General features: G+C 51.7%; 13 protein-coding genes. 8 read left to right on the top strand and 5 right to left on the bottom strand.

Annotated elements, in window-relative coordinates:
- Positions 1-67: 67 nt before the first annotated feature.
- Genes cmtB through WC1_RS05095 form a run of 6 tightly spaced genes read left to right on the top strand, consistent with a single transcriptional unit; the run spans position 68 to position 5420 of the window.
- Positions 68-511, top strand: a complete 444-nt coding sequence (cmtB, locus tag WC1_RS05070) for a PTS mannitol transporter subunit IIA (protein WP_016150966.1) — start codon at positions 68-70, stop codon at positions 509-511.
- Between the two features lie 27 nt (positions 512-538).
- A complete protein-coding gene (locus WC1_RS05075; protein WP_016150965.1) occupies positions 539-1918 on the top strand; it encodes a PTS mannitol transporter subunit IIBC in 1380 nt (459 codons plus the stop codon).
- A gap of 24 nt (positions 1919-1942) precedes the next feature.
- Positions 1943-3220, top strand: coding sequence for a zinc-binding dehydrogenase (locus WC1_RS05080; RefSeq protein WP_016150964.1), 1278 nt, complete (start codon positions 1943-1945; stop codon positions 3218-3220).
- Positions 3217-4188 carry a class II fructose-bisphosphatase gene (glpX, locus tag WC1_RS05085; RefSeq protein ID WP_016150963.1) on the top strand — a complete coding sequence of 324 codons (972 nt, stop codon included), beginning with the start codon at positions 3217-3219 and terminating at the stop codon, positions 4186-4188. Before WC1_RS05080 ends, glpX begins: the two co-directional genes overlap by 4 nt.
- A 15-nt stretch (positions 4189-4203) precedes the next feature.
- A complete protein-coding gene (locus WC1_RS05090; RefSeq protein ID WP_016150962.1) occupies positions 4204-4713 on the top strand; it encodes an MltR family transcriptional regulator in 510 nt (169 codons plus the stop codon).
- A complete protein-coding gene (locus WC1_RS05095; protein ID WP_016150961.1) occupies positions 4710-5420 on the top strand; it encodes a nucleoside/nucleotide kinase family protein in 711 nt (236 codons plus the stop codon). Before WC1_RS05090 ends, WC1_RS05095 begins: the two co-directional genes overlap by 4 nt.
- Here the strand turns inward: WC1_RS05095 and WC1_RS05100 are convergent.
- The 5 genes from WC1_RS05100 to WC1_RS05120 are packed head-to-tail and all read right to left on the bottom strand — an operon-like array spanning position 5377 to position 8455.
- The gene (locus tag WC1_RS05100) at positions 5377-6060 is read right to left on the bottom strand and encodes an ABC transporter ATP-binding protein (RefSeq protein WP_016150960.1); all 684 of its coding nucleotides are present in this window, start codon (positions 6058-6060) and stop codon (positions 5377-5379) included. The genes WC1_RS05095 and WC1_RS05100 overlap by 44 nt on opposite strands.
- Positions 6054-6731, bottom strand: a complete 678-nt coding sequence (locus WC1_RS05105; RefSeq protein WP_003027044.1) for an ABC transporter ATP-binding protein — start codon at positions 6729-6731, stop codon at positions 6054-6056. Before WC1_RS05105 ends, WC1_RS05100 begins: the two co-directional genes overlap by 7 nt.
- A complete protein-coding gene (locus WC1_RS05110) occupies positions 6719-7426 on the bottom strand; it encodes an energy-coupling factor transporter transmembrane component T (RefSeq protein ID WP_016150959.1) in 708 nt (235 codons plus the stop codon). Before WC1_RS05110 ends, WC1_RS05105 begins: the two co-directional genes overlap by 13 nt.
- The gene (locus tag WC1_RS05115) at positions 7427-8005 is read right to left on the bottom strand and encodes an ECF transporter S component (protein ID WP_003027040.1); all 579 of its coding nucleotides are present in this window, start codon (positions 8003-8005) and stop codon (positions 7427-7429) included.
- 24 nt (positions 8006-8029) lie between these two features.
- The gene (locus tag WC1_RS05120; RefSeq protein ID WP_003027037.1) at positions 8030-8455 is read right to left on the bottom strand and encodes a PPC domain-containing DNA-binding protein; all 426 of its coding nucleotides are present in this window, start codon (positions 8453-8455) and stop codon (positions 8030-8032) included.
- 374 nt (positions 8456-8829) lie between these two features.
- On the opposite strand from WC1_RS05120, the gene epd reads away from it, so the two are divergent.
- Both epd and pgk read left to right on the top strand, forming a co-directional pair.
- Entirely contained in the window at positions 8830-9858 is a 1029-nt protein-coding gene (gene epd / locus WC1_RS05125) for an erythrose-4-phosphate dehydrogenase (protein WP_003027035.1), read from the top strand.
- Positions 9859-9897: 39 nt separating this feature from the next.
- Positions 9898-11061: a phosphoglycerate kinase gene (gene pgk / locus WC1_RS05130; protein WP_003027032.1), complete on the top strand. Its 1164-nt coding sequence runs from the start codon at positions 9898-9900 to the stop codon at positions 11059-11061.
- The last annotated feature ends 48 nt before the right edge of the window (positions 11062-11109 follow it).

The following is an 11109-nucleotide window of genomic DNA, read 5'->3' as shown; positions in this document are numbered from 1 at the left end:
ATTTTGCCGCACGCGTATTTTATTTTTAACGCTAACTCGTACCCTAAAAATAAAATAAGGAAAATGTATGCGGCTGATTGATTACTTTCCCGAATCATCTATCTCAATAAAAGATTCAGCAAAGAACTGGCAGGAAGCAATTGACTTTTCTATGTCATCCTTACTCGCCAATCATTATGTCAATTCAGATTATATTCAGGCGATCAAAGACTCAACGATTAACAATGGCCCTTATTATATTTTAGCGCCTGGTGTCGCCATGCCACACGCTCGTCCGGAATGTGGCGCGTTAAAAACCGGAATGTCATTAACGCTTCTTAAACGGGAAGTGAAATTTGCCGATGATGATGAAGGTATCAGATTATTAATCGGGTTGTCGGCGGCAAATGCTGACTCTCACATTGGCGCTATTCAGGCTTTAAGCGAATTATTATGTGAAGAGGAAGCGCTAAGCGCTTTGTTAGCGGCTAAATCAGAAAAACAGCTGGCGGATATTATCGCCTTTGCATAATTCATCGTTTCCTTTTAGGATAATATTATGGAAAACAAGTCTGCTCGTGCCAAAGTCCAGGCTTTTGGTGGTTTTTTGACTGCAATGGTCATTCCCAATATCGGTGCCTTTATTGCCTGGGGTTTTATAACCGCATTGTTTATTCCTACCGGTTGGATGCCGAATGAGCATTTCGCCAAAATTGTCGGTCCGATGATTACCTATTTACTGCCTGTCATGATTGGCTCCACAGGGGGACATCTGGTTGGTGGGAAACGTGGCGCGGTAATGGGAGGCATTGGTTCTATTGGCGTTATTGTGGGCGCGGATATCCCGATGTTCCTTGGCGCGATGGTGATGGGACCACTTGGCGGCTGGGTGATTAAGCATATCGACCGCCTGCTGGAAAAACGCATCCCTGCTGGTTTCGAGATGGTTATCAATAACTTCTCCCTGGGTATCGCGGGAATGCTCTTATGTTTGCTGGGATTTGAAGTCATTGGCCCGGCGGTTCTCATTGCCAATAACTTTGTGAAGGAGTGTATTGAAGCGTTGGTTCATGCGGGTTATCTGCCGTTGCTATCCGTAATCAATGAACCCGCGAAAATCCTCTTTCTGAATAATGCTATCGATCAGGGCGTCTATTATCCGCTGGGAATGCAACAAGCTTCTGAAACGGGAAAATCGATTTTCTTCATGGTGGCATCTAACCCAGGGCCGGGGTTAGGCCTGTTACTCGGCTTTGCCATTTTCGGTAAAGGGATGAGTAAAAAATCCGCGCCAGGTGCCATGATTATCCACTTCCTCGGTGGTATTCATGAGCTGTATTTCCCGTATGTGCTGATGAAGCCTTTAACCCTGATTGCGATGATTGCCGGGGGAATGACCGGAACGTGGGTATTCCACCTGCTGGACGGTGGGTTGGTTGCAGGACCGAGCCCAGGATCAATATTCGCCTATCTGGCATTAACGCCAAAAGGATCTTTCCTCGCGACCATCGCAGGCGTTACAGCGGGAACAATTGTTACTTTTGTGATTACATCTGTAATCCTGAAAATGGAAAAGAGCGTAGAAACAGAAAGTGAGGATGACTTTGCTGAATCAGCCAGAACCGTCAAAGCGATGAAGCAGGAAGGTAAATTCTCTTATAAAAATATTAAACGCGTCGCTTTTGTCTGTGATGCGGGAATGGGTTCCAGTGCGATGGGGGCAACCACGTTTCGTAAGCGTCTGGAGAAAGCGGGATTAAATATTAACGTCACGCACTATGCTATCGAAAACGTTCCACAAGATGCCGATATTATTGTCACCCATGCCAGTCTTGAAGGTCGTGTTAAACGAGTGAGTGAAAAGCCATTAGTACTTATTAAGAACTATATTGGTGATCCACTGTTGGATGATTTATTTAAACGCATTACTGCGAACTAACCTTCTTCTATTTTGGGAGTAAGTATGAAAACGAAAGTGGCTGCCATATATGGCAAGCAGGATATTCGTATCCGCGAATTTGATCTGCCTGAAATTACAGATAACGAATTGTTAGTAAGCGTAATATCCGATAGCGTTTGTTTGTCCACCTGGAAAGCGGCGGCATTAGGGAGCGATCATAAACGCGTGCCGGACGATTTGGAAAATCATCCGGTCATTACCGGACATGAATGTGCAGGTATCATTGTTGAGGTGGGAAAAAACCTTACGGATAAATATAAGAAAGGTCAGCGTTTTGTGTTGCAACCCGCGATGGGATTGCCAAGTGGATATTCCGCGGGATACAGCTACGAATATTTTGGCGGTAATGCGACATATATGATTATCCCGGAAGTGGCGATTAATCTGGGATGCGTTCTACCTTACCACGGCTCTTATTTTGCCGCCGCCTCATTGGCAGAACCGATGTGCTGCATTATTGGCGCGTATAACGCGAATTTTCACACCACGCCTTACGTCTATGAGCATCGCATGGGGATTAAGCCGGGGGGAAGCATTGCGCTTCTGGCCTGCGCCGGGCCGATGGGTATCGGAGCAATAGATTATGCCATTAACGGCAGTATTCAGCCGTCACGCGTGGTGGTGGTCGACATTGACGAAGCACGACTGGCGCAGGCTAAAAAATTGTTGCCGGTTGAGCTGGCGGCAGAAAAAGGGATTGAGCTTATCTATGTGAATACCTTCGGTATGGACTCCCCGACCGCGATGCTGCGCGCCCTTACTAATGACGCAGGTTTTGATGATGTCTTTGTGTATGCGGCAGTGCCAGCCGTCATTGAAATGGCTGACGATTTACTCGCGGAAGATGGTTGCCTGAATTTCTTTGCCGGTCCGACGGACAGCAACTTTAAAGTGCCGTTTAATTTTTATAACGTGCACTACAACAGCACTCACGTGGTCGGGACCTCCGGTGGATCAACGGATGATATGAAAGAGGCTATTGCACTCAGTGCAACCGGACAGCTACAGCCGTCGTTTATGGTGACGCACATTGGCGGCCTTGATGCGGTTCCGGAAACCGTATTGAATTTACCGGCAATTCCTGGCGGTAAGAAGCTGATTTATAACGGCGTTACCATGCCGCTAACCGCCATTGCTGATTTTGCCGAGAAAGGGAAAACTGACCCATTATTCAAAGAGTTGGCGCTGCTGGTGGAGGAAACGCACGGCATCTGGAACGAAAAGGCAGAAAAATACCTGCTGGCACACTTCGGCGTTGATATCGGGGAGGCGGCGATATGATGTCGCTGGCATGGCCGTTATTTCGTATCACGGAGCAGGCTGCGTTGGCAGCCTGGCCGCAAACCGGGTGCGGCGATAAAAACAAGATTGATGGTCTGGCCGTGACGGCAATGCGCGAAGCATTGAACAGTATTGCCATCCGCGGACGAATCGTCATTGGCGAAGGGGAGATTGATCAAGCCCCGATGTTGTGGATTGGTGAGGAAGTGGGAACCGGCGCCGGACCAGAGGTCGATATCGCTGTCGATCCTATTGAAGGTACGCGAATGGTGGCGATGGGGCAATGCAATGCGCTGGCCGTCATGGCGTTTGCCCCTCGCGGCAGTTTGTTACACGCCCCTGATATGTACATGAAAAAACTGGTTGTTAATCGGTATGCAAAAGGGGCGATTAATCTGGCGCTGCCGTTGGCAGACAATCTGCGCAATGTGGCTGAGGCACTGGGCAAACCGCTGGAGCGACTGCGGATGGTGACGCTGGATAAACCGCGTCTTCAACCGGCGATTGCCGAAGCGACACGGCTTGGGGTCAAAGTCTTTGCGCTGCCCGATGGTGATGTGGCCGCCAGCGTGCTGGCCTGTATGCAGGAAAATCCCTATGACCTGATGTACACCATTGGCGGGGCACCTGAAGGGGTTATTTCAGCTTGCGCAGTTAAAGCGCTGGGGGGCGACATGCAGGCTGAACTGATTGATTTTTGCGCGGCGAAAGGTGATAGCGCAGATAATCGTCTGATTGCGGCACAGGAACGTCAGCGCTGCAGGGAAATGGGCGTTGAGATCAACCGTATCTATGCGCTAGACGAACTGGTAGGGGGAAATAAGATCCTCTTCAGCGCGACGGGGGTTACGGGCGGCGATCTTGTGAAAGGGATCCAACAGGTTGCGAATGGTGTGCGCACGCAAACTTTACTGATCGGCGGCGCGGATCGAACGTGTAATATAATAGACTCTCTGCATTCATGGTGATTTATCGGATAACTAATGACGACGCTGACAGAAGACGATGTGCTTGAGCAACTGGATGCTCAAAATAATTTACTTTCGTTTATGACGACGGCACATAACATTTTGCTCCAGGGCATTAAGCGCTTTCTGCCGTCGCTGTTCGTTAATAACGATGAAGAGATCGTGGAATATGCAGTGAAGCCGTTGCTCGCCCAGAGTGGACCGCTTGACGATATCGACGTTGCGCTACGTCTGATTTATGCGCTGGGAAAAATGGATAAATGGCTTTACGCCGATATCACCCATTTTTCCCAGTTTTATCAGTACCTGAACGAGCAGGATACTATCCCCGATTTTGCCGATGACATCACCTGGGATTTTATCAGCAACGTGAACAGTATTACCCACAACGCAACGCTCTACGGCGCACTGGAGTCAATGAAATTTGCCGACTTTGCTGCGTGGTCTGAGGTGCGCTTTAGTGCAATGGTCAAGACGGCAATGACGCTGGCAGTGACGGCGATTTTAAAGGAATTAACGCCGTGAAAATCAAACTAACGGTGAATGGGCTACAGGTTGAAGCACATTACCATGATGATGAGATAGAGAACGTCCACAAACCGTTATTACAGCAACTGGCAAAAATACACGCTGCTAATCCGCAGCGACGTACGATAGTTTTTCTCTGCGCGCCACCGGGTACGGGTAAATCGACGCTGACCACCTTCTGGGAATATCTCTGCGCTCAGGATCCTTGTCTGCCGGAGATTCAGACACTGCCGATGGATGGCTTCCATCACTACAACAGCTGGCTGGATGCCCATAATCTGAGGGCATACAAAGGTGCGCCGGAAACCTTTGATGTGGATAAGCTTGCGCAGAATCTACGCCAGATAAGGGAAGGAGAAGGATTCTGGCCGCAATATGATCGGCAAAAGCACGATCCGGTCGAAGAGGCCATACGGGTGACTGCGCCGATGGTGATTGTGGAGGGAAACTGGCTATTGCGCGATGATGAAAGATGGCGAGCGTTAGCTGAGTTTTGTGATTACTCGTTGTTTATTCGCGCTCCAGCCAATGCGCTGCGTACGCGACTGGTAGGCCGTAAACTGGCTGGCGGACTCTCACAAGCTGACGCTGAGGCATTTTATGAGCGTACCGACGGACCGAATGTTCGTCGGGTGCTGGAAGATAGCCTGTCAGCAGACCTTATGCTGGAGATGACGCTTGAGGGGGCATATCGGACGGCATGAGATTTTTGTTGTGTAGCCGTACTATGCGCGAAAAATGGCGCTGCGTAAATGCAGCGTCATGACTGATCGCTACAACGCTGGCGCCACGTGTACGACACACTGCCAGCCAGTTTTCGAAGACGCCAAGCCAGTGTGCATCAAAGTCCCGGCTGGGCTCATCCAGCAGTAGAATAGCGGGTTTGAGGGCTTCCAGACTGGCGACGGCAACCATACGTCGTTGTGCAGTATGTAGATCGAGCGGGTGCGATTCGGCGACATCCTCTAACTGACATAATTGCAGCGCCGCCGTCGTGCGTTGCGCAATTTCAGTCGCCGGAAGCTTCTGTAGCCGTAATCCGAAGGCCACTTCCTCTGCAACCTTGCTGTGAAAGATTTGATTCTCCGCTTCCTGAAACAGTACGCCGAGCACCCTGGCGCGCTCCCGGTTTTTCAGTTGCGCAATCGCACGATTTTGAACGGTTATTGTGCCGGATGAGGGCGTCAGTAGCCCGGCCATGATGCGCAAAAGTGTGGATTTTCCTGCGCCATTATCGCCCGTTAGCGCCAGCCATTCCCCCTCCTGGAGTTCCAGCGAAATATTGCGTAAACAGTCATCGGCGGCGTTCGGCCAGCGATAGCTGACCTGGTTTAGCGTTAGCATAGTGATGACAATGCTCCGTCGCGCAGCTGCCATGCCTGCTGGCAGTAGCTGAGAAAAGGTGAAGGGTTGCGTTCGAAAAATATCACCAAAGCATGCTGTTCCTGTGCCCACTGTTGCAGTCGCGCCAGCAGCATTGCCGTGGCTTGCGCCGTCAGGCGACTGAACGCTTCATCCAGAATCAATATTTTCGGCTGCATGGCGAGTGCGCTGGCAATGACTACCCGCTGGGTTTCCCCACCGGAAAGGGTGCCGGGATGACGATGGCGCAGAGGCTGACATTCTGTCAGCGTAAGGGCGGCATCTATGCGCTGCATAATTTCAGTCTCGGTAAGGCAGAGATTTTCCGGGCCAAACGCCACTTCTTCCTCCACGCTGAAAGTACAACCTGAAAGCTGCAGGTAAGGTGACTGCTGCACAAGCTGGATGGTACTCGACTGCTCGACCAGCGATAGTTGCCCGATGGGATTACCCAGTAGCGTGCCTGTGCCCTCAATTTCTCCCGGAAGGAAGTCGGGGTACCAGCCAGCCATCAGCTGTGCCAGCGTACTTTTCCCGCTGCCGTTCTCACCAAAAATAGCCACCATACCAGGCCTGGCGTAATGGAAATCGTAACAGGCGGATGGCCGCATAGCGTGCGTCGGAATATAGCGAAACTGCTCTAACGTAACCATATCCAGATTCCTGTCTCAACTGCCATCAGAACCACCATACCGTAGCGGGCCAGACGTTGTAAGGTGCTGTCTGGTGGCGCCCACAGCGTGGTGCGAGTGCGATGCAGGCGAAATCCCCGCATATCGAGCGCTGCACCGCGAACGGCCAAGTCATTGAGCGCGTTATGGGTGAGCGGCACAATTAATGCCGGCATAGCGCGTAAACGTTGGTACCAGGACTCATCCAGCGGTACGCCGCGTGCGCGCTGAGCCTCGTGAATAATCGCCAATTGGTGTTTGAGCTGTTCAACCACCAGCAGCGGGCCTGCAAACAGATAGGCAACGCCTGGCGGCAGGCGAGAAGCAAACAGGGCGCGCATAAAGCGCGCAACCGGCACGTACTGCATCCACATCTGCGATGTCGACACAATGGCGAGGATCCGCAGCCAGAGCGTAACGGCATCGACCCAGCGTTCTGGTGTGCGCGGCTGCCCGCTAATCCACTCGGTAAGCCATCCGCCGTGTACCAGCCATAGCCCCAGTCCTAAGGGGATCATCAGCCAGAGTACGTATTTCGCCCGCGACCGCGTAGCCTTCATACATAGCAAACCGACAAACGTCGCGGCGCTGTACAAGCTGAGCGGCACTCCGGCTGGCAGCAGGAGCGTGGAGCAGGCGGCAAGCGCCCACAGAGTTAACGACGTAAACGGATGCATTTAGCGCACGGCAGACATCGTAGGGAAATGGCGCGTGGTACGCAGCGGAAGTTGTCGCAGCAGCACCCAGACGATGATTGCCGTGAGGATTTTATCGACCAGATTCGCTCCGATGACGGTGATGGCGACGGACTCCACCAGGTTCTGACCGACCGAGTGCATCCAGGCGACAAAAAGATCCGCGCCGCTGCCAGTGACACCGCCGAACAGAGTCGTGCGAATCGGCACGGCAACGAGGGTCACGGCAAGCGTGATAATTACGCCGCTAACCACGACTTTGGGTAAGGTGCGAAACCATCCCGCCCGTGCCAGCCAACCGGCGACCAGTCCAATAACCATGGCAACGGGCGCAAAGGCGGCGGCGATCGGATCGGTCAGCAACCCCCACAACAGGTTAGTGAGTAATCCGGTTAGCATCCCCACAACCGGACCTAACAGCACCGCGCTGATCAACGTGCCAATCGAGTCGAGAAAAATAGGTAATTTCAACATGCTGATAAGCTGCCCACCGACCATGTTGATGGCGATAGCAATGACAATAAGAACCAGAGACTGGCTGGAAAATTGGCGACGCGCCATAAAAGACCTCGTATAAGTGAATCGTTAGCGGGATGAAATAACCAGTTCGTCATAACCGGAAACGGCGCAGGGCTGACGGCTGAATGCCAGAGACGTCAACTCGCCAATCACCAGTTCCAGCGTGGTTCGCACGGTACAGCCCGGCATCATGTGTCCGCCCAGCATCGCGCCGTGTGGGTCAGCAACCGCCAGATGAAGATGCTCGCCGGTAAGTTCCAGCGTGCCGTTCAGAGAGATAATTTCCCACGTACCCGTAAGTAATGTGGTTTCTTCACGTCCGGCGAAGCGCAGAGCAATGTTGGTCAAACTGCCGGTGCAACCCGCTATCCAGGCTGCCTGTAGTTGATGCTGCTGGATAAAAGCGTGTAGCGCTGAAAAGACTTCCTGGCCCGGTAATAAACGCAGCGCATGAAAGCGAGCTTCAGATGGTTGGGGATAGAATGTTGCCATAGTTGAGGGACTCCGAGACTCGGACGTTGCGCTGATAATATAGACACGGGTTAGGGAGCTTTCTGATATAAATCAGGATTTGTGACATGGCAACGAAATAATCTTGCTACGGTTATTCGTAATTCTGGAATATGGAATAAAAGTCGCGTTGAAGGACGTTAAAATGTGACGTAAGTCAGATAACTGTGTTCTGTTGCTGGACAATCATTCCTTTTATTCCGCGTTTCGCTTATTCTAGCTGAAGCGTTTCAGTCGATTAAATGTTCGACAATTAACCAATTAGTCGCAGTTTGCGACAGGTAAGGTTTCCCTGAGCGATTTGCTGCATTACTCTGTCTGCCACATCGTTTCTGAGAAATCCTTGCAGGGGACCTATGACCGTACGCGTAGCGATTAATGGTTTCGGTCGCATCGGACGCAACGTGGTTCGTGCTTTGTATGAATCCGGGCGTCGGGCGGAAATCACCGTGGTGGCAATCAACGAACTGGCGGATGCTGCAGGCATGGCGCATTTGTTGAAATATGACACCAGCCATGGGCGTTTTGCCTGGGATGTTCGTCAGGAACGAGACCAGCTCATCGTTGGCGATGACGCGATCCGCATTCTGCATGAGCGAACGCTCGATGCGCTTCCGTGGCGCGAACTGGGTGTCGACGTTGTGCTGGATTGTACGGGGGTCTTCGGCAGCCGCGAACACGGCGAGGCGCATATTGCCGCCGGCGCAAAGAAAGTGCTCTTTTCACATCCTGGTAGTCACGACATCGACGCAACCGTTGTGTTTGGCGTTAATCAGGATCAGCTGCGCGCTGAGCACCGGATCGTTTCCAATGCCTCCTGCACCACGAATTGCATAATACCCGTCATCAAATTGCTGGATGATGCTTACGGCATTGAGTCTGGTACCGTCACCACGATCCACTCCGCGATGCACGATCAGCAGGTTATTGATGCTTATCATCCTGACCTGCGTCGCACGCGAGCGGCCAGCCAGTCGATCATTCCGGTTGATACCAAACTGGCGGCGGGCATCACGCGAATTTTCCCGCAGTTTAACGATCGTTTTGAAGCGATAGCGGTGCGTGTACCGACCATAAATGTGACGGCGATCGACTTAAGCGTGACGGTGAAAAAACCAGTAAAAGCTAGTGAAGTCAACCAGTTGCTGCAAAAAGCAGCACAAGGTGCATTTCATGGTATAGTTGACTATACGGAATTACCGTTGGTCTCAGTAGATTTTAACCACGACCCGCACAGCGCCATCGTTGATGGTACACAAACGCGCGTGAGTGGCGCTCACCTGATCAAAACGCTGGTCTGGTGTGATAATGAATGGGGCTTTGCTAACCGTATGCTCGATACGACGTTAGCGATGGCTGCTATTGGTTTCAGGCTCGACGCTTGAGCGTCGACAAAACTTTATGAATCAACGAGAGGATTCACCATGTCTGTAATTAAGATGACCGATCTGGATCTGGCTGGTAAACGCGTTTTTATCCGTGCGGACCTGAACGTACCAGTTAAAGAAGGGAAAGTAACCAGCGATGCGCGTATCCGTGCTTCCCTGCCAACCATCGAACTGGCCCTGAAACAGGGTGCTAAAGTGATGGTAACTTCCCACCTGGGTCGTCCTACCGAAGGCGAGTACAACGAAGAATTCTCTCTGCTGCCGGTTGTTAACTACCTGAAAGACAAACTGTCTGCTCCGGTTCGCCTGGTAAAAGATTACCTGGACGGCGTTGAAGTCGCTGCCGGTGAACTGGTTGTTCTGGAAAACGTTCGCTTCAACAAAGGCGAGAAGAAAGACGACGAAGCGCTGTCCAAAAAATATGCTGCTCTGTGCGACGTATTCGTTATGGACGCTTTCGGTACTGCTCACCGTGCGCAGGCGTCTACTCACGGTATCGGTAAATTCGCCGATGTCGCTTGTGCAGGTCCGCTGCTCGCTGCCGAGCTGGATGCACTGGGTAAAGCACTGAAAGAACCTGCTCGTCCGATGGTTGCTATCGTTGGTGGTTCTAAAGTTTCTACCAAACTGACCGTTCTTGATTCTCTGTCAAAAATCGCTGACCAGCTGATTGTTGGCGGTGGTATCGCGAACACCTTCGTTGCTGCTCAAGGTCACAATGTGGGTAAATCCCTGTACGAAGCTGACCTGGTTGACGAAGCTAAGCGTCTGCTGACCACTTGCGACATCCCGGTCCCAACCGATGTTCGCGTTGCGACTGAATTCTCTGAAACCGCACCGGCTACCCTGAAATCCGTTAGCGATGTAAAAGAAGACGAGCAGATCCTGGATATCGGCGACGCTTCTGCACAGCAGCTGGCTGACATTCTGAAGAATGCGAAAACCATTCTGTGGAACGGCCCGGTTGGCGTGTTCGAATTCCCGAACTTCCGCAAAGGTACTGAAATCGTTGCTAATGCCATCGCAGACAGCGAAGCATTCTCTATCGCAGGCGGCGGTGACACCCTGGCAGCAATCGACCTGTTCGGCATTGCTGACAAAATCTCCTACATCTCTACTGGCGGCGGCGCGTTCCTCGAATTCGTGGAAGGCAAAGTACTGCCAGCAGTAGCCATGCTCGAAGAGCGTGCTAAAAAGTAAGAATTTAATGGGCAGGGAAACCTGCCCTTATTTTAGCGCGCTTTAGGG

Origin of the sequence: Citrobacter sp. KTE30 (genome assembly GCF_000398825.1) — a bacterium.
In the GTDB taxonomy this organism is placed as follows: domain Bacteria; phylum Pseudomonadota; class Gammaproteobacteria; order Enterobacterales; family Enterobacteriaceae; genus Citrobacter; species Citrobacter freundii.
The sequence above is the reverse complement of the archived record's forward strand: the minus strand, read 5'-3'. Positions and strand labels throughout refer to the sequence as shown.

Bases quoted from the DNA above. Each gene is read 5' to 3' on its own strand.
- epd (WP_003027035.1), top strand. From the start codon at position 8,830: ATGACCGTACGCGTAGCGATTAATGGTTTCGGTCGCATCGGACGCAAC.
- WC1_RS05075 (WP_016150965.1), top strand. From the start codon at position 539: ATGGAAAACAAGTCTGCTCGTGCCAAAGTCCAGGCTTTTGGTGGTTTT.
- WC1_RS05105 (WP_003027044.1), bottom strand. From the start codon at position 6,731: ATGGTTACGTTAGAGCAGTTTCGCTATATTCCGACGCACGCTATGCGG.
- WC1_RS05090 (WP_016150962.1), top strand. From the start codon at position 4,204: ATGACGACGCTGACAGAAGACGATGTGCTTGAGCAACTGGATGCTCAA.
- cmtB (WP_016150966.1), top strand. From the start codon at position 68: ATGCGGCTGATTGATTACTTTCCCGAATCATCTATCTCAATAAAAGAT.
- WC1_RS05100 (WP_016150960.1), bottom strand. From the start codon at position 6,060: ATGCTAACGCTAAACCAGGTCAGCTATCGCTGGCCGAACGCCGCCGAT.
- glpX (WP_016150963.1), top strand. From the start codon at position 3,217: ATGATGTCGCTGGCATGGCCGTTATTTCGTATCACGGAGCAGGCTGCG.
- WC1_RS05120 (WP_003027037.1), bottom strand. From the start codon at position 8,455: ATGGCAACATTCTATCCCCAACCATCTGAAGCTCGCTTTCATGCGCTG.
- WC1_RS05115 (WP_003027040.1), bottom strand. From the start codon at position 8,005: ATGGCGCGTCGCCAATTTTCCAGCCAGTCTCTGGTTCTTATTGTCATT.
- WC1_RS05110 (WP_016150959.1), bottom strand. From the start codon at position 7,426: ATGCATCCGTTTACGTCGTTAACTCTGTGGGCGCTTGCCGCCTGCTCC.
- WC1_RS05080 (WP_016150964.1), top strand. From the start codon at position 1,943: ATGAAAACGAAAGTGGCTGCCATATATGGCAAGCAGGATATTCGTATC.
- pgk (WP_003027032.1), top strand. From the start codon at position 9,898: ATGTCTGTAATTAAGATGACCGATCTGGATCTGGCTGGTAAACGCGTT.